This is a genomic window from Micromonospora peucetia (assembly GCF_900091625.1).
Taxonomy (GTDB): Bacteria; Actinomycetota; Actinomycetes; order Mycobacteriales; family Micromonosporaceae; genus Micromonospora; species Micromonospora peucetia.
Map to the genome: position 1 here is coordinate 3,455,990 of NZ_FMIC01000002.1, position 20,475 is coordinate 3,476,464.

14 protein-coding genes and 3 rRNA genes are annotated in these 20,475 nt (G+C 68.0%); 12 read left to right on the top strand and 5 right to left on the bottom strand.

Annotated elements, in window-relative coordinates:
* Positions 1 to 148 precede the first annotated feature (148 nt).
* From GA0070608_RS16220 to GA0070608_RS16235, 4 genes are all read left to right on the top strand, one after another.
* Entirely contained in the window at positions 149 to 790 is a 642-nt protein-coding gene (locus GA0070608_RS16220) for an ATP-dependent Clp protease proteolytic subunit (protein ID WP_091628855.1), read from the top strand.
* A 10-nt stretch (positions 791 to 800) separates the two neighbouring features.
* A complete protein-coding gene (locus GA0070608_RS16225; protein ID WP_091628858.1) occupies positions 801 to 1,463 on the top strand; it encodes an ATP-dependent Clp protease proteolytic subunit in 663 nt (220 codons plus the stop codon).
* Between the two features lie 217 nt (positions 1,464 to 1,680).
* Positions 1,681 to 2,976 (top strand): ATP-dependent Clp protease ATP-binding subunit ClpX, encoded by a 1,296-nt coding sequence (gene clpX, locus GA0070608_RS16230; protein WP_091628860.1) that lies wholly within the window; start codon positions 1,681 to 1,683, stop codon positions 2,974 to 2,976.
* Positions 2,977 to 3,131: 155 nt separating this feature from the next.
* Positions 3,132 to 3,929 carry a carbon-nitrogen hydrolase family protein gene (locus tag GA0070608_RS16235; RefSeq protein ID WP_091628862.1) on the top strand — a complete coding sequence of 266 codons (798 nt, stop codon included), beginning with the start codon at positions 3,132 to 3,134 and terminating at the stop codon, positions 3,927 to 3,929.
* Between the two features lie 3 nt (positions 3,930 to 3,932).
* Here GA0070608_RS16235 and GA0070608_RS16240 read toward each other — a convergent pair whose 3' ends face one another.
* On the bottom strand, positions 3,933 to 4,160 hold the full coding sequence (locus GA0070608_RS16240; protein ID WP_091628864.1) for a hypothetical protein: 228 nt from the start codon (positions 4,158 to 4,160) through the stop codon (positions 3,933 to 3,935).
* 842 nt (positions 4,161 to 5,002) lie between these two features.
* On the opposite strand from GA0070608_RS16240, the gene GA0070608_RS16245 reads away from it, so the two are divergent.
* The 3 genes from GA0070608_RS16245 to rrf all read left to right on the top strand — a co-directional run bounded on the left by GA0070608_RS16245 (position 5,003) and on the right by rrf (position 10,211).
* A 16S ribosomal RNA gene (locus GA0070608_RS16245) occupies positions 5,003 to 6,518 on the top strand.
* A 375-nt stretch (positions 6,519 to 6,893) separates the two neighbouring features.
* Positions 6,894 to 10,005, top strand: a 23S ribosomal RNA gene (locus GA0070608_RS16250).
* 89 nt (positions 10,006 to 10,094) lie between these two features.
* A 5S ribosomal RNA gene (rrf, locus tag GA0070608_RS16255) occupies positions 10,095 to 10,211 on the top strand.
* Together the 16S, 23S and 5S rRNA genes form the textbook arrangement of a ribosomal RNA operon.
* Positions 10,212 to 10,333: 122 nt before the next feature.
* Here rrf and GA0070608_RS16260 read toward each other — a convergent pair.
* Positions 10,334 to 11,017 (bottom strand): hypothetical protein, encoded by a 684-nt coding sequence (locus GA0070608_RS16260; protein WP_091628866.1) that lies wholly within the window; start codon positions 11,015 to 11,017, stop codon positions 10,334 to 10,336.
* 69 nt (positions 11,018 to 11,086) lie between these two features.
* Here GA0070608_RS16260 and GA0070608_RS16265 point away from each other — a divergent pair, with 69 nt between their 5' ends.
* From GA0070608_RS16265 to GA0070608_RS16275, 3 genes are read left to right on the top strand one after another with little or no spacing between them, the layout of a single operon-like run.
* The gene (locus tag GA0070608_RS16265) at positions 11,087 to 13,705 is read left to right on the top strand and encodes a valine--tRNA ligase (RefSeq protein ID WP_091628868.1); all 2,619 of its coding nucleotides are present in this window, start codon (positions 11,087 to 11,089) and stop codon (positions 13,703 to 13,705) included.
* A complete protein-coding gene (locus GA0070608_RS16270; RefSeq protein WP_091628870.1) occupies positions 13,702 to 15,036 on the top strand; it encodes a bifunctional folylpolyglutamate synthase/dihydrofolate synthase in 1,335 nt (444 codons plus the stop codon). The genes GA0070608_RS16265 and GA0070608_RS16270 overlap by 4 nt, the downstream gene beginning before the upstream one ends.
* Positions 15,033 to 15,461: a DUF4233 domain-containing protein gene (locus GA0070608_RS16275; RefSeq protein ID WP_245715804.1), complete on the top strand. Its 429-nt coding sequence runs from the start codon at positions 15,033 to 15,035 to the stop codon at positions 15,459 to 15,461. Before GA0070608_RS16270 ends, GA0070608_RS16275 begins: the two co-directional genes overlap by 4 nt.
* 4 nt (positions 15,462 to 15,465) lie before the next feature.
* On the opposite strand, the gene GA0070608_RS16280 is transcribed toward GA0070608_RS16275, so the two are convergent.
* On the bottom strand, positions 15,466 to 16,851 hold the full coding sequence (locus GA0070608_RS16280) for a VOC family protein (protein ID WP_091628872.1): 1,386 nt from the start codon (positions 16,849 to 16,851) through the stop codon (positions 15,466 to 15,468).
* 143 nt (positions 16,852 to 16,994) lie between these two features.
* Here GA0070608_RS16280 and ndk point away from each other — a divergent pair, with 143 nt between their 5' ends.
* On the top strand, positions 16,995 to 17,420 hold the full coding sequence (gene ndk / locus GA0070608_RS16285) for a nucleoside-diphosphate kinase (RefSeq protein ID WP_091628874.1): 426 nt from the start codon (positions 16,995 to 16,997) through the stop codon (positions 17,418 to 17,420).
* 52 nt (positions 17,421 to 17,472) lie between these two features.
* Here the strand turns inward: ndk and GA0070608_RS16290 are convergent, their stop codons facing one another.
* Positions 17,473 to 17,904 (bottom strand): carboxymuconolactone decarboxylase family protein, encoded by a 432-nt coding sequence (locus GA0070608_RS16290; protein ID WP_218107644.1) that lies wholly within the window; start codon positions 17,902 to 17,904, stop codon positions 17,473 to 17,475.
* 252 nt (positions 17,905 to 18,156) lie between these two features.
* Between GA0070608_RS16290 and GA0070608_RS16295 the strand changes: the two genes are divergently transcribed.
* On the top strand, positions 18,157 to 18,852 hold the full coding sequence (locus GA0070608_RS16295) for a lysophospholipid acyltransferase family protein (RefSeq protein ID WP_091628878.1): 696 nt from the start codon (positions 18,157 to 18,159) through the stop codon (positions 18,850 to 18,852).
* 48 nt (positions 18,853 to 18,900) lie between these two features.
* Here GA0070608_RS16295 and GA0070608_RS33440 read toward each other — a convergent pair whose 3' ends face one another.
* On the bottom strand, positions 18,901 to 20,418 hold the full coding sequence (locus GA0070608_RS33440; RefSeq protein WP_425413233.1) for a hypothetical protein: 1,518 nt from the start codon (positions 20,416 to 20,418) through the stop codon (positions 18,901 to 18,903).
* Positions 20,419 to 20,475: the final 57 nt, after the last annotated feature.

The following is a 20,475-nucleotide window of genomic DNA, read 5'->3' on the forward strand; positions in this document are numbered from 1 at the left end:
CGCCGCCTGCGGTGGACGGCGGCCGATTCCCTTTTCGGGTACGCCTCGGCGGTGCTGCGCTGATAGCGAACACTGCCCGGACCGGCGCTCTGCCATCCGGCTGAGCGGTTAGTGTCGGGTAGGACGGTACGGAGAGCGAAGGGCTGCCATGACCGACATGCACATCCAAGCGAAGCCGCTCCGGGCGATCGATGCCCGCGGTGGCGACACCATTGGCAACCTCGACGACTCGGTCTACAACCGGTTGCTCAAGGAGCGCATCATCTTCCTGGGCAGCGAGGTGACCGACCAGGTCGCCAACCGCATCTGCGCGCAGCTCCTGCTGCTGGCCGCGGAGGACCCGGACCGCGACATCAACCTCTGGATCAACTCGCCGGGCGGCTCGGTCTACTCCGGCATGGCGATCTACGACACCATGCAGTTCATCGACAACGACGTCTCGACCGTGGCGATGGGCATGGCGGCGTCCATGGGTCAGCTGCTGCTCTGCGCCGGCACCAAGGGCAAGCGCTACGCCCTGCCGCACGCGCGGATCATGATGCACCAGCCCTCCGGCGGTCTGGGCGGCACCGCGTCCGACATCGCCATCCAGGCGGAGCAGATGCTCTACACCAAGCGGATGTTCCAGGAGCGGGTCGCGCACCACACCGGCCAGAGCCAGGCGCAGATCGAGGCGGATTCCGACCGCGACCGCTGGTTCACCGCCCAGGAGGCCCTGGACTACGGCTTCATCGACAAGGTGATCATCGGGGCCGCTCAGGTTCCGGATGGCGCCGGGACCCTGAGCTGAGGAGCTGACGATGACCGACCTTAGCCTGCCGCCCCAGTTCGCGGCCGTGCACAACCGCTACGTCCTGCCGTCGTTCGTCGAGCGCACGTCGTACGGGGTGAAGGAGTCCAACCCCTACAACAAGCTCTTCGAGGACCGGATCATCTTCCTCGGCGTCCAGGTCGACGACGCGTCGGCGAACGACGTGATGGCGCAGCTGCTGACGCTCGAGGGCACCGACCCGGACCGCGACATCATCATGTACATCAACTCGCCCGGCGGTTCGTTCACCGCCATGACGGCGATCTACGACACCATGCAGTACGTCCGGCCGGACATCTCGACGGTCTGCCTCGGACAGGCCGCCAGCGCGGCCGCTGTGCTGCTGGCCGCCGGCACCCCGGGCAAGCGGATGGCGCTGCCGAACTCGCGGATCATCATCCACCAGCCGGCCACCGAGGGCGGCTACGGGCAGGGTTCGGACATCGAGATCCAGGCTCGTGAGATCCTGCGGATGCGGACCCAGCTGGAGGAGATGCTCTCCCGGCACTGCAACCGGCCGGTCGAGAAGGTCCGCAAGGACATCGACCGCGACAAGATCATGACGGCCGAGGAGTCCAAGGAGTACGGGCTGGTGGACACCATCCTCACCAGCCGCAAGAAGGGCCTGCTGGCGGCCAACGCCGCCAGCTGAACAGCTCGGGTCGCGGTCGGCCGGGAGTCCGCTCCCGGCCGCCCGTCTGACACACCCGTTTTGGGGGTCGGAGAAACCTCCGCCAGCGGGTAACGTCGGGTCTGTGCCGCTCCGTCGGTCCTCCGGCAGGTGAACGAGCGGGATGAAACGAGGCGGGCGCTTCCACGTCCGCAGGCGAGGGCCGGGTCTCCGGCCGACGAGTGCAGGGAGAACGTAGGTGGCACGGATCGGTGACGGCGGCGACCTACTGAAATGCTCCTTCTGCGGGAAGTCGCAGAAGCAGGTCAAGAAGCTCATCGCGGGCCCCGGGGTCTATATCTGTGACGAGTGCATCGATCTCTGCAACGAGATCATCGAGGAGGAGTTGGCCGAGTCCGGCGAGGTGAAGTGGGAAGAGCTTCCCAAGCCGATGGAGATCTGCCAGTTCCTCGACACCTACGTCGTCGGGCAGGACCAGGCCAAGAAGGCGCTCGCCGTCGCGGTCTACAACCACTACAAGCGGATCCAGGCCGACGCGGCCGGGGCGCCGGGCTCCGGTAGTGACGCCGTCGAGCTGGCCAAGTCCAACATCCTGCTGCTCGGTCCGACGGGGTGCGGCAAGACGCACCTGGCGCAGACCCTGGCGCGGATGCTGAACGTGCCGTTCGCCATCGCCGACGCCACCGCGCTGACGGAGGCCGGCTACGTCGGCGAGGACGTGGAGAACATCCTCCTCAAGCTGATCCAGGCCGCCGACTACGACATCAAGCGCGCCGAGACCGGCATCATCTACATCGACGAGGTCGACAAGATCGCCCGTAAGTCGGAGAACCCGTCGATCACCCGGGACGTCTCCGGCGAGGGCGTCCAGCAGGCGCTGCTCAAGATGCTGGAGGGCACGGTGGCCAACGTGCCGCCGCAGGGCGGGCGCAAGCACCCCCACCAGGAGTTCATCCAGATCGACACCACCAACGTGCTGTTCATCTGTGGTGGTGCCTTCGCCGGGCTGGACCAGATCATCGAGTCCCGTACGGGGCAGGGCGGCACCGGTTTCGGGGCCCGGCTGCGGTCGGTGTCGGAGCGGTCGACCGACGACATCTTCAGCCAGGTCATGCCGGAGGACATGCTGAAGTTCGGGCTGATCCCCGAGTTCGTCGGCCGCCTCCCCGTGATCACCAACGTGCGCAGCCTCGACCGCAGCGCCCTGGTGCGGATCCTCACCGAGCCGCGCAACGCACTGGTCCGGCAATACCAGCGCCTCTTCGAGCTCGACGGCGTGGAGCTGGAGTTCGACCAGCCGGCGCTGGAGGCGATCGCCGACCAGGCCATGCTGCGCGGTACCGGTGCCCGGGGGCTGCGCGCCATCATCGAGGAGGTCCTGCTCTCCACGATGTACGAGGTGCCGAGCAACCCCGACGCCGCCCGGGTGCTGATCACCCGAGAGGTGGTCCTGGAGAACGTCAACCCGACGATCGTGCCGCGCGAGTTCACCGGCCGGCGTGCCCGGCGGGACCGCGAGGAGAAGTCGGCCTGATCCACCGTCGCCGCGCCCGTCCGCTCAGGTCGGGCGCGGCTTCGTGTCCGCACCCGGGTGAGTCACCCGGGCGGGCCCGACGATCGTGACCGGCCAGCCGCGCGAGAGCCCTTCGACGCTGTCGCCGCGCGCCCTCCGGTCGTACGCTGATCCTCATGCGCGTCGCCGTCTGCCAGCTCAACTCCCGGGATGACCGTAAGGCGAACCTCGCGGCCGCTGAGGCCGTGCTGGAACGTGCGGCGGCGGCCGGGGCGGACCTGGCACTCCTGCCGGAGTGCGTCGACTATCTCGGCCCCAACGCGGGTCTTCCCGAACCGGAACCGGTTGACGGCGAGCTGGGGCAGTTCTTCGCCGGCGTCGCCCGGCGACTGGGCATCTGGGTGATCGCCGGGTCGTTCCGCGAGCGCGGGCCGGATCCGGCCCGCGCCTGGAACACCTCCCTGGTCTTCGACCGCTCCGGCACGCTAGCCGCCGGCTACCGCAAGATCCATCTGTACGACGTGGAGATCCCCGGCCGGGTCTCCTACCTGGAGTCGGCCACCGTGGCCCCGGGTGAGCGGCCGGTGGTCGTCGACGTCGAGGGCCTACGCGTCGGCCTGTCGATCTGTTACGACCTCCGGTTCCCGGAGCTTTACCGGCAACTCGTGATCGAGGGCGGCGCCCAGCTGCTCGTGGTGCCGGCGGCCTTCACGCTGCACACCGGCCGGGACCACTGGGAGGTGCTGCTGCGCGCGCGGGCGATCGAGAACCAGTGTTTCGTCGCCGCGGCGGGACAGACCGGCGACCACGAGCCGGGCCGGACCTGTTACGGGCACAGCATGGTGGTCGACCCGTGGGGGACGGTGCTCACCCAGGTGCCCGACGGCCCGGGCCTGGCCGTCGTCGACCTCGACCTCGACCGGCTGCGGACCATCCGCGCCGAGCTGCCGAGCCTGGCGAACCGCCGCCTCTGACGCTCACCCCTGCAGCAGTACGCCCACCACCGCGAGCCCGGCTATCGCGGCGGCCGTGACCAGAAGTGCCGTTGTCATCCGGGACCGACCCCGGCGGGCCAGCCGAGCCACCGAGACCAGGACGACGAAGACCACGAAGGCGCCGATTACCACCTGCCAGAAGGGCAGCAGCAGTCCGAGCAGTGCGTCCTCGGCGAGCACGGTCACCCGGGTGCGCGGGAGGTCATCCATGACAGACACTCTGGCACGCTGGGGCCGCCTGCGGACCTCGCGTGGTCATCACGAATGGGCGACCGCCGGCGGCTGGCGGCACACAGCCGCACGCCGCCGGCGGCTGGCGGCACAGCCGCACGAAGGTGTGGACCTCTCCGCCCCAGAACCGACCGTGCTCCACGAGGCTTTCCGCGTCGCCCGCCGGACCTCGCTTGCCTGCCCCCGGACCTCAAATGCCCACCCCACGCCGGACCGGGCCCGGCGGGCGTCGGCTCCCGGCCAGCGCCATGCAGTCGGGCAGCGACGCGTGCCGATTTGCCTTCTCCGGGCGGGCCGCGTAACTTTCTCTCTGCACGCGGAAGGCCGGACAAACCGGCCGACAACTGCACCAGGCTCGTGGCGGAGACGCCGAGCGAGGCTGAGGATTCGGGCGGTGCGAGGAACACTCCGATCACGGAGTTGCGATCGCGAGGCCAACCGGGTAGAGTGCTGAAGCCGGCAGGAGCCGGGCGGGTGGCCACGAAGTGGCGATCGGCCGGTCTGCGGTTTCCCGCGACAGCAACGACCGCCGCAATGCGGCGTGCGTCATCGTGGAAATGGAACGCAACTCCTTGATGATCTCGAACGCGAGATTGACAGCGAGGGGCGAGCCAAGTAAGGTAGAGGAGTTGCCCCAAGCGGGTTCCCACAATGTGGGACGCCTGAGTGGTGTGTGGTTGTTCTTTGAGAACTCAACAGGGTGCTTGATAAGCCAGTGCCAAAATGATTTATACCCCGGGATTGGTCAGGCTTCGGTTTGGCTGGTCTTGGATTCCTTTGGCAACATTTGTTTGTTGCCGGGACAGTTTTTCAACAAGTTTTTGTTGGAGAGTTTGATCCTGGCTCAGGACGAACGCTGGCGGCGTGCTTAACACATGCAAGTCGAGCGGAAAGGCCCTTCGGGGTACTCGAGCGGCGAACGGGTGAGTAACACGTGAGCAACCTGCCCTAGGCTTTGGGATAACCCTCGGAAACGGGGGCTAATACCGAATATGACCTTATACCGCATGGTGTTTGGTGGAAAGTTTTTCGGCCTGGGATGGGCTCGCGGCCTATCAGCTTGTTGGTGGGGTGATGGCCTACCAAGGCGACGACGGGTAGCCGGCCTGAGAGGGCGACCGGCCACACTGGGACTGAGACACGGCCCAGACTCCTACGGGAGGCAGCAGTGGGGAATATTGCACAATGGGCGGAAGCCTGATGCAGCGACGCCGCGTGAGGGATGACGGCCTTCGGGTTGTAAACCTCTTTCAGCAGGGACGAAGCGTAAGTGACGGTACCTGCAGAAGAAGCACCGGCCAACTACGTGCCAGCAGCCGCGGTAAGACGTAGGGTGCGAGCGTTGTCCGGATTTATTGGGCGTAAAGAGCTCGTAGGCGGCTTGTCGCGTCGACTGTGAAAACCCGCAGCTCAACTGCGGGCCTGCAGTCGATACGGGCAGGCTAGAGTTCGGTAGGGGAGACTGGAATTCCTGGTGTAGCGGTGAAATGCGCAGATATCAGGAGGAACACCGGTGGCGAAGGCGGGTCTCTGGGCCGAAACTGACGCTGAGGAGCGAAAGCGTGGGGAGCGAACAGGATTAGATACCCTGGTAGTCCACGCTGTAAACGTTGGGCGCTAGGTGTGGGGGGCCTCTCCGGTTCCCTGTGCCGCAGCTAACGCATTAAGCGCCCCGCCTGGGGAGTACGGCCGCAAGGCTAAAACTCAAAGGAATTGACGGGGGCCCGCACAAGCGGCGGAGCATGCGGATTAATTCGATGCAACGCGAAGAACCTTACCTGGGTTTGACATGGCCGCAAAACTCGCAGAGATGTGAGGTCCTTCGGGGGCGGTCACAGGTGGTGCATGGCTGTCGTCAGCTCGTGTCGTGAGATGTTGGGTTAAGTCCCGCAACGAGCGCAACCCTCGTTCGATGTTGCCAGCGCGTTATGGCGGGGACTCATCGAAGACTGCCGGGGTCAACTCGGAGGAAGGTGGGGATGACGTCAAGTCATCATGCCCCTTATGTCCAGGGCTTCACGCATGCTACAATGGCCGGTACAATGGGCTGCGATACCGTGAGGTGGAGCGAATCCCAAAAAGCCGGTCTCAGTTCGGATCGGGGTCTGCAACTCGACCCCGTGAAGTCGGAGTCGCTAGTAATCGCAGATCAGCAACGCTGCGGTGAATACGTTCCCGGGCCTTGTACACACCGCCCGTCACGTCACGAAAGTCGGCAACACCCGAAGCCGGTGGCCCAACCCGTAAGGGAGGGAGCCGTCGAAGGTGGGGCTGGCGATTGGGACGAAGTCGTAACAAGGTAGCCGTACCGGAAGGTGCGGCTGGATCACCTCCTTTCTAAGGAGCACCTTCCGACGAAAGTCGGTAAGGAGCCCGCACTGCCCGCATGTGGTGGTGGGGTGCTCGATGGCGGAGACACTGGCGAGTTTTTCTTCGGCAACGGCCGGGGCAACCTAGTACAGCTGCCTTTCGGGGTGGTGGGAACGGATTGTTCTGGTGCGGCTGAGGGAGGATGTAGAGCACCCTGTTGGGTCCTGAAAGAACAACCGGTGGTTGTTTCTTTCGGAGCCTTGTGTGGAGCGTGAGCTTCATGGGCTGCCAGGCATGGCCTGGTCTCACATACCGCCGGCGGTTGTCGGGTTTGGTGTGGGGCTGTTGGGTTGTGGGTTGGTCGTTTGTTGAGAATTGCACAGTGGACGCGAGCATCTTTGTGGTCAAGTTGTCAAGGGCGAACGGTGAATGCCTTGGCACCAGGAGCCGATGAAGGACGTGGGAGGCCGCGATAGGCCTGGGGGAGCTGTCAACCAAGCTGTGATCCCAGGGTGTCCGAATGGGGAAACCTGGCTGGAGTCATGTCCAGTCACCCACACCTGAACACATAGGGTGTGTGGAGGGAACGCGGGGAAGTGAAACATCTCAGTACCCGTAGGAAGAGAAAACAATTTAGTGATTCCGTGAGTAGTGGCGAGCGAAAGCGGATCGAGGCTAAACCGGCTGCGTGTGATACCTGTCAGGGGTTGCGTGGTCGGGGTTGTGGGACCCTGCTGAACGAGCTGACACTTGTTCGAGAAGTTACAAAGTTAGTGGCTAGTCGAACAGTCTGGAATGGCTGACCGTAGACGGTGAAAGTCCGGTAGGTGAAAGTTGCTGACCTTCTGTGGGTGTTCCCGAGTAGCGGCGGACCCCTGTAATCTGCCGTGAATCTGCCAGGACCACCTGGTAAGCCTAAATACTTCCTGGTGACCGATAGCGGACAAGTACCGTGAGGGAATGGTGAAAAGTACCCCGGGAGGGGAGTGAAATAGTACCTGAAACCGTTCGCCTACAATCCGTCGGAGCCTTGCGGGGTGACGGCGTGCCTTTTGAAGAATGAGCCTGCGAGTTAGTGGCATGTGGCGAGGTTAACCCGTGTGGGGGAGCCGTAGCGAAAGCGAGTCTGAATAGGGCGATTCAGTCGCGTGTCCTAGACCCGAAGCGGAGTGATCTAGCCATGGGCAGGCTGAAGCGCGGGTAAGACCGCGTGGAGGGCCGAACCCACCAACGTTGAAAAGTTGGGGGATGACCTGTGGTTAGGGGTGAAAGGCCAATCAAACTCCGTGATAGCTGGTTCTCCCCGAAATGCATTTAGGTGCAGCGTCGCGTGTTTCTTGCCGGAGGTAGAGCACTGGATGGTCTAGGGGGCCCACAAGCTTACCGAAATCAGCCAAACTCCGAATGCCGGTAAGTGAGAGCGCGGCAGTGAGACTGCGGGGGATAAGCTTCGTAGTCGAGAGGGAAACAGCCCAGATCACCAGCTAAGGCCCCTAAGCGTGTGCTAAGTGGAAAAGGATGTGGGGTCGCATAGACAACCAGGAGGTTGGCTTAGAAGCAGCCACCCTTTAAAGAGTGCGTAATAGCTCACTGGTCAAGTGGTTCCGCGCCGACAATGTAGCGGGGCTCAAGCACACCGCCGAAGCTGTGGCATTCACATTTTAACCTCGCTTGGACTTGATTCCTTGTGCAGGTGTGTGGATGGGTAGGGGAGCGTCGTGCCGCGAGTGAAGCAGCGGGGTGACCCAGTTGTGGACGCGGCACGAGTGAGAATGCAGGCATGAGTAGCGAAAGAAGGGTGAGAAACCCTTCCGCCGGATGACCAAGGGTTCCAGGGCCAGGCTAATCCGCCCTGGGTGAGTCGGGACCTAAGGCGAGGCCGAGAGGCGTAGTCGATGGACAACGGGTTGATATTCCCGTACCCGCGAAAGAGCGTCCCTGATGAATCTCGTTGTGCTAACCATCCGAACCGGCGGCGACCTTCGGGTCAATGTTTGGGGAGCGTGGGAACCTGGCGGGTAGTAGTCAAGCGATGGGGTGACGCAGGAAGGTAGCTGAGCCCGGCCGGTGGTTGTGCCGGGGTAAGCGTGTAGGCCGTACCATAGGCAAATCCGTGGTGCATGAAGGCTGAGACGTGATGCCGAGCCGATTCAGGTGAAGTCAGTGATCCTATGCTGCCGAGAAAAGCCTCTAGCGAGTTCTTAGCGGCCCGTACCCCAAACCGACACAGGTGGTCAGGTAGAGAATACCGAGGCGATCGGGCGAACTGTGGTTAAGGAACTCGGCAAATTGCCCCCGTAACTTAGGGAGAAGGGGGGCCGGAGACGTGAAGCCCCATGCGGGTGGAGCGTTGTATGGCCGCAGAGAGCAGGGGGAAGCGACTGTTTACTAAAAACACAGGTCCATGCGAAGAAGTAATTCGATGTATATGGACTGACGCCTGCCCGGTGCTGGAACGTTAAGGGGACCTGTTAGCTCTTCGGGGCGAAGCGGAGAACTTAAGCGCCAGTAAACGGCGGTGGTAACTATAACCATCCTAAGGTAGCGAAATTCCTTGTCGGGTAAGTTCCGACCTGCACGAATGGCGTAACGACTTCCCCACTGTCTCAACCACAGGCCCGGCGAAATTGCATTACGAGTAAAGATGCTCGTTACGCGCGGCAGGACGGAAAGACCCCGGGACCTTTACTATAGCTTGACATTGGTATTCGAATTAGCTTGTGTAGGATAGGTGGGAGCCGGTGAAGTCCATACGCCAGTATGGGTGGAGGCAATCTTGAAATACCACTCTGGTTGATTTGGGTATCTAACTTCGGACCGTTATCCGGTTCAGGGACAGTGTCTGGTGGGTAGTTTAACTGGGGCGGTTGCCTCCTAAAGGGTAACGGAGGCGCCCAAAGGTTCCCTCAGCCTGGTTGGCAATCAGGTGTTGAGTGCAAGTACACAAGGGAGCTTGACTGTGAGACTGACAGGTCGAGCAGGGACGAAAGTCGGGACTAGTGATCCGGCACTTGCGAGTGGAAGCGGTGTCGCTCAACGGATAAAAGGTACCCCGGGGATAACAGGCTGATCTTCCCCAAGAGTCCATATCGACGGGATGGTTTGGCACCTCGATGTCGGCTCGTCGCATCCTGGGGCTGTAGCAGGTCCCAAGGGTTGGGCTGTTCGCCCATTAAAGCGGTACGCGAGCTGGGTTTAGAACGTCGTGAGACAGTTCGGTCCCTATCCGCCGTGCGCGTAGGATACTTGAGAAGGGCTGTCCCTAGTACGAGAGGACCGGGACGGACGAACCTCTGGTGTGCCAGTTGTCCCGCCAGGGGCACGGCTGGTTAGCTACGTTCGGAAGGGATAACCGCTGAAAGCATCTAAGCGGGAAGCTTGCTTCAAGATGAGGTATCCCACCCCACTTTGTGGGGGTAAGGCCCCCAGCTAGACGACTGGGTTGATAGGCCGGAAATGTAAGCCCGGTAACGGGTTCAGTTGACCGGTACTAATAGGCCGAGGACTTGACTACTAAGCTGCTACGCGTCCACTGTGCAACTCTTGGCAAACGAACAACAAACCCACGCGTGTGTGTGGTGTTGTTTGATATGTCGATAGAGTTACGGCGGTCATGGCGGAGGGGAAACGCCCGGTAACATTCCGAACCCGGAAGCTAAGCCCTCCAGCGCCGATGGTACTGCACTCGGGAGGGTGTGGGAGAGTAGGACACCGCCGGACAACTTTTTCAGTTCAGGGTCACCCTTCGGGGTGGCCCTGAACTGCGTTACGGCACCCTTTCGCCAGACCACGACTGGCCCACGACGCCCTTTCCCGCGCCCCAGCTGGGCCTATCGAGAGCGTCAGCCGCGGGTCTGGATCTCCTCGCGCATCGCGCGGAACAGTCCGCCGGCGTCGTCGATGGAGCGGCCCGGGAACATCGCCATCACCACACTGCCGTGGTCGGCCCACCCGCAGACCGCGAAGTCGCCGCCGTCGCCGCTGGTGGTACCGCACTTCATCACACCGGCGAGGCGCCCGGCGGGCACCTCGCGCAGCCCCGTCACCTTGCCGGTCTCGTCGGTCAACAGGCCGAAGAGGCTGTCCAGGTCCCGCTCCGGCTGCCAGAGCAGAGTCGTGCCGCCGAAGACGAGCACCGCGCGCTTGTCGTCGGCGGGATCGCGGTAGACGGTGCCGAAGCTGCTGTCCAGGTCGATGTCGGCGGCGAATCCGCTGCGAAGGTAGTCGGAAGTGCTGCGGGCCCGATCGCTGTCGTCCCGCACGAGGCCCGCCACCCGGTCCGGGGTGGCCAGGTCGGCGTCCTTCTGCTGGGCCACCCGCCAGCCGGCGGTGCCGAGCACCGCGGCACCCGCTAGCCCGACCACCGCAGCCACGGCCCACGCCACCCGCCGACGCCTCGACCGCGCCGTCCGCGGCTCCGGGGCGTTGTCCGAGTCCCGGTTGCTGAGCTGGATCGGCTCGTCGGTCAGGTCGATCGGCTCCGGGCCGTCGGCGACCGGGCGCTCGGTGAGATGTGCGTCGGACATAGCCGACACCGTACGCGAACGGCAGGTGGCGCACGTCGGGTCCCGGGAAGCCCTCCGTAGACTTTCAGGGTGACCGAGAGACTGGACGCCCGACGCCCCGACGCCCCGACCCTTGCCGGCCAGTACCAGCCCGGCGAGGTAGAGCAGCGACGGTACGAGCAGTGGGTAGCCGCCGGCCACTTCCGGGCGTCGGCAGGCAGCGACAAGCCGCCCTTCGCCATCGTCATCCCGCCGCCCAACGTCACCGGCTCCCTGCACATGGGCCACGCGCTGGACCACACGGTCCAGGACGCGCTGGTGCGACGCAAGCGGATGCAGGGCTACGAGGCGCTCTGGCTGCCCGGCATGGACCACGCCGGCATCGCCACCCAGAACGTGGTGGAGCGGCAGCTCGCCGGCCAGGGCCTGTCCCGGCACGACCTGGGCCGGGAGAAGTTCGTCGAGCGGGTCTGGCAGTGGAAAGCCGAGTCCGGCGGCGCGATCCTCGGCCAGATGCGCCGCCTCGGCGACTCCGTCGACTGGGACCGTGAGCGCTTCACCATGGACGAGGGCCTGTCCCGGGCCGTACAGACCATGTTCAAGAAGCTCTTCGACGACGGCCTGATCTACCGGGCCAACCGGATCATCAACTGGTGCCCACGCTGCCTGACCGCGCTCTCCGACATCGAGGTGGAGCACACCGACGACGAGGGCGAGCTGATCTCGATCCGCTACAGCGACGACGTCGTGGTCGCCACCACCCGGGCCGAGACGATGCTCGGCGACACCGCTGTCGCCGTGCACCCGGACGACGAGCGCTACAAGCACCTGATCGGCACCGAGGTCGCCCTGCCGCTCACCGGCCGGCGCATCCCGATCGTCGGCGACGAGCACGTCGACCCGAGCTTCGGCACCGGCATGGTGAAGGTGACCCCGGCACACGACCCGAACGACTTCGAGATCGGCCAGCGGCACGACCTGCCGTCGCTGACGATCATGGACGAGCGGGGCGTCATCACCGCGCACGGCCCGTTCCAGGGCCTGGACCGGTACGAGGCCCGCCCGGCGATCGTCGCCGCGCTGCGCGAGCAGGGCCTCATCGTCGCTGAGAAGCGGCCGTACGTGCACGCGGTGGGGCACTGCTCGCGATGCCGTACGACGGTCGAGCCGCGCCTGTCGCTCCAGTGGTTCGTGAACACCGCCCCGCTGGCGAAGGCTGCCGGCGACGCGGTGCGCGAAGGGCGGGTGAAGATCGAGCCGGCCGAGCTGGCCAAGCGGTACTTCGCCTGGGTCGACAACATGCACGACTGGTGCATCTCCCGGCAGCTCTGGTGGGGCCACCGCATTCCGGTCTGGTACGGCCCGGGCGGCGAGATCGTCTGCGTCGGCCCGGACGAGGAGCCGCCGGCCGGCGAGGGCTGGCGCCAGGACGAGGACGTGCTGGACACCTGGTTCTCCAGCGGACTGTGGCCGTTCTCCACCCTCGGCTGGCCCGAGCAGACCCCGGACCTGGCGAAGTTCTACCCGACCAGCGTCCTGGTCACCGGCTACGACATCCTCTTCTTCTGGGTCGCCCGGATGATGATGTTCGGCCTGTACGCGATGGACGGGAAGCCGCCGTTCGACACGGTGGCCCTGCACGGCATGGTCCGCGACCAGCACGGCAAGAAGATGTCCAAGTCGTTCGGCAACGTGGTCGACCCGCTGGACTGGATCGACCGGTACGGCGCCGACGCCACCCGGTTCACCCTGGCCCGGGGCGCCAACCCGGGCGGGGACGTGCCGGTCAGCGAGGACTGGTGCCAGGGCTCCCGCAACTTCTGCAACAAGCTCTGGAACGCCACCCGCTTCGCGCTGCTCAACGGCGCGCACACCGAGGGGCCGCTGCCGGCCGCCGCCGAGTTGTCGACCGTCGACCGGTGGGTGCTGTCCCGGCTGGCGCACGTCACCGCCGAGGTCGACGAGCAGTTCGAGGCGTACGAGTTCGCAAAGGTCTGCGACCTGCTCTACCACTTCGCCTGGGACGACGTCTGCGACTGGTACGTGGAGCTGACCAAGCCGGTGCTCGCCGAGGGGGGACCGGCCGCCGAGGCCACCCGCCGGGTGCTCGGACACGTGCTGGACCAGCTGCTGCGGCTGCTGCACCCGGTGATCCCGTTCGTCACCGAGGAACTGTGGACCGCGCTCACCGGCGGCGAGACGCTGATGACGGCCGCCTGGCCGACCGCCGACCGTACCGGAGTCGACGACGCCGCGGAGGTCGAGGTCGGCAGCCTCCAGCGGGTGGTGACCGAGATCCGGCGGTTCCGCTCGGACCAGGGGCTGCGGCCGACGCAGCGGGTCGCCGCGCGGCTCGACGGCCTGGCCGCCGCCGGCATCGTCGCGCACGAGCCGCTGATCCGGTCGCTGGTGCGGCTGGATCCGGCCGGCGACGGGTTCCAGGCCAGCGCCACGCTCGCCATGCCCGGCGAGGTGAGCGTGGCCCTGGACACCCGGGGGTCGATCGACGTGGCCGCCGAGCGCGCACGGCTCACCAAGGACCGGGCCGCCGCCGAGAAGGAGGCCGCGCAGGCCCGGGCGAAACTCGACAACCCGGCGTTCGTCGGTAAGGCGCCGGAGCCGGTGGTTGCCAAGATCCGTGATCGGCTCGGCGTCGCCGAGGCCGACCTCGTCCGCATCGACGCCGCTCTGGAGGCACTGCCCTCGTGACCGACCACACCGATTTCGCCGCCGTCGAGGCCGAGCTGGCCGGGCGCGGATTCACCCGGATGGCCTTCGAGCTGGAGAAGATCGAGTCCCTGCTGGACCTGCTCGGCAGCCCGCAGCGGGCGTACCCGTCGATCCACCTGACCGGCACCAACGGCAAGACCTCGACGGCCCGGATGATCGACTCGCTGCTGCGGGCGTTCGGGCTGCACACCGGCCGCTACACCAGCCCACACCTGGAGACCGTCCGGGAACGGGTCAGCCTGGACGGCGAGCCGGTGGGCGAGGAGCGGTTCGCCGCCACGTACCGGGAGATCGAGCCGCTGACCCGGCTGGTCGACGAGCGTTCGGCGGAGCCGCTGACGTACTTCGACGTGACCACCGCGTTGGCCTTCGCCACCTTCGCCGACGCCCCGGTGGACGTGGCGGTGGTCGAGGTGGGCCTGGGCGGCGCCGAGGACGCGACCAACGTGCTCCAGGCCGGGGTGTGCGTGCTCACCCCGGTCGGGCTGGACCACACCGAGTGGCTCGGCGACACCATCCAGGACATCGCGCTGGCCAAGGCAGGCATCATCCACCGGGGCGCGACGGTGATCTGCGCGGCGCAGGAGGAGGAGGCCGCCGGGCCGATCCTGGAACGCTGCGCCGAGGTCGGCGCGACCATCGCCCGGGAGGGCGCCGAGTTCGGGGTGCTCCGGCGGGCGGTCGCCGTCGGCGGGCAGGTGCTCACCCTCCAGGGCCTCGGCGGGGTCTACGAGGAGGTCTTCGTCCCGCTGCACGGTGCCCACCAGGCGCAGAACGCGGCGGTGGCGCTGGCGGCGGTGGAGGCGTTCCTCGGCGCCGGGGCGAAGCGGCAGCTCGACATCGAGGCGGTCCGGGAGGGCTTCGCCACGGCCAGCTCACCCGGCCGGCTGGAGCGCGTACGCAGCGCGCCGACCATCCTTCTCGACGGGGCGCACAACCCACAGGGGATGGCGGCCACGGTGACGGCGCTCCAGGAGGAGTTCGCGTTCAGCAAGCTGGTCGCGGTGGTCGGCGTCCTCGCCGACAAGGACGCGGCCAGCCTGCTGGAGCTGCTGGAGCCGGTGGTCGATCAGGTCGTGGTGACCACGAACAGCTCGCCCCGGGCGCTACCGGCCCGGGAACTGGCCGAGCTGGCGGCCGAGGTCTTCGGACCCGAGCGGGTGGAGGTGGCCGAGGAGATGCCGGACGCGATCGAGACGGCCGTGGCGATGGCTGAGGAGGACGTACCGGGCGAGCTGAGCGGGGTCGGGGTGCTGGTCACCGGTTCGGTGGTGACCGTGGCCGACGCCCGCCGACTGCTGAAGCGATGAGCGGGCCGGAACGCGTCACGGCGGGCGACGACGGCCCGGAGGACGGGGCTGCCGACAGCGCACCCGTTCTCGGCGGACGACCGCCGCGACGCTCCGGGCTGCGCAACCCGGAGCGGGCGGTACGGGGGCTCGGCGCCGGCACGCTCAGCCTGGAGGCGCTGGTGCTGGTGCTGGCCATCCAGCCGATCCGGGTGGTCGGCGGCGACCTGGGCGGGGCGGCGATCGGGGCGGTCGTGGCGCTGGCCGTGGCGGCGGTGCTGCTGGCCGGCATGATGCGCCGACCGTGGGCCTGGCCTGCCGGCACCGCCCTGCAGGGGCTGCTGATGCTGGCCGGCCTGCTGCACTGGTCGCTGTTCGTGCTGGGCGTCGTCTTCGCCCTGGTGTGGGCCTACGCCCTGCACGTACGCCGGGTCATCCTGGGCTGACGGGTCACGCCTCGGCGCGTTCCCGCCACTGGGTGAGGGCGATGCCGTGGCCGTCCGGGTCGCGGAACGCCGCCGCCCACACCTCCAGCTTCGTGCCCCGGTTGACGACCCGGGGGGCGTACGTGAACCGGACGCCCGTCCCGCGCAGCCGCTCGTACGCGGAGTCGATGTTGTCGACCTCGAGGTTGACGTGCACCAGCCGGCGGCTGATCGGCGCGGCCTCGGTCACCTCCCGCAGCACCAGGCGGGTCGTCCCGGAGGCGAGGACGGCATTGCCGGAACCCCGGTCCACCTCGGTGAAACCCAGGTCGCGATAGAAGCCCAGCGAGCGGGGCAGGTCGGTGACCAGCAGGGTCAGGCCCACCCCGGAGATCGGAGCCCCGAACTCGTCGCCGGCCGCCGTGGTCTTCCCGGTCTCCTCGTCGGAGCCGACCGCCGGCTCCGGGCCGAAGATCGCCTCGTCCAGTTCCTCCGGGCTGATCCGTTCCCGGCGGACCCGGGGCGGGGCGGGGTCGTCCAGGGGCAGGTCGAGCGGATCCGCCGGCGCGGGCGGATCGAGGCGCTCGTCGGGTGTGTCGAACCGCTCCTCGGCGGGCGGGCGGGGCGTCGGGGCGGCCCGGCGCGGCAGGGTGCCGGTGGTGGGCTGCTCGACGAGGATGCCCTCCAGCACGACCGGTCCACCCGGGCGCTGGTGCACCACGACGGGCTCACGCTCCTCGGGCCGGCTGACCCGGTCCGCACCGAACGGGTCGCCCAGCGGATCGCCGACGGGGTCACCGAGCGGGTCGCCCATCGGCGCCCGGAAGTCGTCCCGGAAGTCGTCGCGACGGTCCTCCCGGTAGTCGTCGTCCGGCGCCCGGTCCGCCCACGGCGGCGCCTCCTGCTGGATCAACATCTCGTCCAGCGGTTCGGCGCCCGCGTACTCGGGCGGCAGGTCGGCCACGACGGTGGCGGCGGTCTCCGCGTGGGTGGGTACGTCGTCCCAGAGCACCCGGACGTGTCGTTGGTCGTCCAGGGCCACCCGGATGGGAAGCGTCTGGCCCAGCGACGGCCACTTCGCCACCGGCACCCGTGGCTCGATGATCTTCTTGGACCGGGGCGGCAGCCCCGGCGCGTCGATCACCAACTGGAGCTCGCAACGGCCGAAGGCGTACTGGGTGGGCGGCTCGGACGCGCTGTGCACGTGCCCGACGCCGACCACCCAGGTGCGACCGCCCCCACGCACCGTGGCCAGCGCGACGGCCAGCACCAGCAGTGCGACGCCGAGCGCCACGATCGCCCAGCTGGTCATGCCGAGGCCGAAGAGGACGACGAAGGTCGCCACGGTGCCCAGCACCGCGGCGATCAGCTTGCGTACCGGTGCGATGGGTCGGTTCCCGCCGTTCGCCACAGTGGACCTCCCGAGGTTCAAGGGCCAGGCTAGGCCGGATCGGCCGCCGGAGGAAGGACCGGCCGCCGCGCCGGCGCCGGGACCGGGTCGCTAGGCTGACCGTACCCAGCCCGACCGTCTTCCGCGCACAGGAGGAACCCAGCGTGTCCAGCAGCAGCCCCGATGAGCGCACCCTCGTACTGATCAAGCCCGACGCGGTCCGCCGCGGGCTGGTCGGCGAGGTGGTCTCCCGCTTCGAGCGCAAGGGGCTGCGGATCGACGCGATGGTGTCCCGCACGATGGACGCCGCGCTGGCCGACGAGCACTACGCCGAGCACGTCGACAAGCCGTTCTACCCGCCGCTGAAGGACTTCATGACCGGCGGCCCGTTGGTGGCGCTGGTGCTTGCCGGCGACCAGGTCATCGACGTGGTGCGTGGGCTCGTCGGATCGACCGACGGGCGGAAGGCGGTCGCCGGCACGATCCGCGGCGACCTCTCGCTGTCCAACCGGGAGAACCTGGTGCACGCCTCCGACTCGCCGGACAGCGCGAAGCGCGAGATCGCCCTCTGGTTCCCCGAGCTGGGCTGAACCACCCGCCGTCGCGTCGGAGCTGAACCACCCGCCGTCGCGTCGGAGGCCGTCACACCTCCGTCGGGAGGTCGTTGCGACAGGTCACGGCGATGCGGTTCCACACGTTGATGGTGGCGACCGCCATCAACAGGTCGGCGAGTTCCTTCTCGGACCACACCTTCGCCGCCGCGTCCCAGACGTCGTCGGGTACGCCGTGCTCGCCGAGCCGGGTCACCGCGTCGGTGAGCGCCAGCGCGGTCCGCTCCCGCTCGTCGAAGAAGGGCGCCTCCCGCCAGGTGGCGACGGCGAAGAGCCGCCGGTCCGACTCGCCCGCCGCGAGCGCGTCGCGGCTGTGCATGTCGACACAGAACGCGCAGCCGTTCAGCATCGACGCCCGCAGCTTCACCAGCGCCAGCACGGTGTGCTCGACGTTCGCCCGGACGTACTTCTCCAGACCCAGCACAGCCTGGAACGCCTGCGGTGCCACCTCGGCCACGTTCATCCGTTGCACGACGACCTCCTCGTCTCGGTTCGGTTCTGACACCCACACGACGGGACAGCGGGGCGCGGCGTGACGCCGGTGGAGGTGAGCCCGGTCACGTCGTCCGTGGCCCGGGAGGTGCTGGCCGGCTCCGCCACCACCGGCCCTGGCAGGCACGTTCACCAGGCGGTAGACCCGCCACCCGGGCGACGCCCCGTGGACCCGTCGGTTACCGTGACACCGCCCGTTCGCACACACTCCGTCGGAGGACCAGTGCCCCTGCTCTACACCATCGGCAAGCTCACCGTGGCGCCCGCGCTCCGGCTGGCCTTCCGTCCGACCGTGGAGGGGTTGGAGCACATTCCGCAGACCGGGGGTGCGATCTTCGCGGGCAACCACCTCTCGGTCGCCGACGAACTGTTTCTCGGCACCGTGGTTCCCCGGCACCTGGCGTTCTGGGCCAAGTCGGAGTATTTCAAGGGCGCCGGCCCGAAGGGCGCCCTCTCCAAGTTCGTGCTCACCGGCCTGGGGGCCATCCCGGTCGAGCGGGCCGGCGGTCGCGCGGCGCTGTCCGCGTTCGACGCCGCCATCCCGGTACTCAAGGCCGGTGACCTGGTCGCGGTCTACCCGGAGGGGACCCGGTCGCCGGACGGCCGGCTCTACCGGGGGCGCACGGGCGCGGCCCGGCTGGCGGTGGGGGCCGGCGTGCCGATCATCCCGGTCGGCATGACCGGCACCGACAAGGCCCAGCCCATCGGCACCCGGGTGCCCCGTCCGGGCCGTGCCAAGATCAGCATCCGGTTCGGCAAACCGCTGGACTTCACCGGCCGTCCGGACGACCGCACATCGCTGCGCGAGATGACCGACGAGGTCATGGCCGAGATCCAGAAGCTCACCGGCCAGGAGTACGTGCCCCGCTACGCCCCGCCCCGCGCGCACTCCACCACTCCCGGCGACGCCCCGGCCTGAGCCCGGATCGTCCCCCACGGGCCGCTGCCGCGCGGGGGAAGACCCGGTTCACTTCTGGTCGGTCGTGATCATCTGCGCCCGCAGGGTGCCGAGCAGGGTGGCGCTGTCGTCTAGGGAGAGCCGGGTGAAGACCGCGGTGGCGATGCTGCCGTGGTCGACCGAGGTGCACACCACCACGTCCTGGCCGTCGGCGCGGCCCACCGCGCAGCGCTGGTGCCGGCCGCGTACGCCGGTGTCGATCGTCTGGGCCTCGCCGAGCGAGTACTGCCCGGTGAGCCGGGTGATCTCGTCCTCCGCGTCCGACTCGGGGGTGAACCGGAAACCGGTGCCGCCGAGAACCGTCACCCGCTTGCCGGCGGGAGTGCTGTAGACGCCGGCGAAGGTGTCCTCGGCCAGCCAGTGCGCCTTGCGTACCTCCGCCTCCAACTGCTTCGCGGTCGCCTTGCTGGTGTTGTCGTCGCGTAGCCGCAGGTCGGCCACCTCGGCCGGCAGGCTGGCGTCGGCCGGGTACTGCGACGCCATCGGCACCCCGTAGTAGGCCGGGCAGCCGCAGCAGCAGGCCAGCATGAGCAGCAGCATCCACGGCCACCGGCGGCGCTTTCGGGTGGGCTTCGGGGCGTACCCCTTGGGGGCTTGGTGCCCGGGCGGCGGCCCGGCCGGCGGCGCCGTGGCCCGACGCTGCCTCGGCGGCGCGGGCGGCGAGGGCTGCGGGGGCGCCGCCGGGCGGGCCGGGACCGGCGCCCGGGAGGCTGGCGGTGGCGAGACCGGATACGCCACGGGCGGCGGCGAGACGGGATACGCCACGGCGGGCGAGGCGGCCGGGTAGCCGACCCGACCCGGGTCGGGTCGCGGCGGCGCGGGGGAGTGGACGGGTGGCGCCGGCGGCCCGGAGTACGGCCGGGGCGACGGCGGCACGGGGTAGGGCAGCGTCGGTGTCGGGGGCGGCGGCTCGGTCGGTGGCAGGTCCCACCCGCCGGTGTCCGCGCCCGCCCACGGGTCCACCGGGGTCTGGTGCTCGGGCTGCGCGGGCGCCGGCACCGGTGCCGGGGGGTTCTCGGCCGTCTCGCCCCAGGCCCGCTTGCGCGGCTTCGGCGGGGGAACCGCCGCCGAACCGCTCCACCGGGGAGCGGGTGGCTCCGCCGCTTGTTCGTCGGCGGAGAACATCCGGGTGCCCTGCGGCCCCACCGCCGGCGGGCCGTCGTCGGGCAGCAGGCGGGTGCCCTCCGGGCCGGTGCCGGCCACGTGCCCGGACCCGGCGTCCCGTGTGCTCCCCGCCCCGGTGTCGCCGGCTTCCTGCGGCCCGGTGTCGGCCGAATTCTGTGGCCCGGCGTCGGCCGTGTCCTGTGGTGCGGTGTCGGCCGTGTCCTGCGGTGCCCCGGTTGTCCCGGCTGGCCCGGGGTCGTGGGTGGGCAGCTCACGGGTGCCCCCCGGGCCCGTGTCGCCGGCCGGGGCGGGCGCTGCGGGGGAGGCCGAGGGCTCCTCGGTGACCGCCGGATTGCGACCGTGGTCCTGATCCGGGGTGCTCCCGTCGGCCGGCCGGTTCGGGCCCGGCTGCGGCTGCGACATCGCGGCAATCTCCTCTCGCGCCGGTCCGAGGTTAGTACCGCCGCGCCAGCGGGGCGA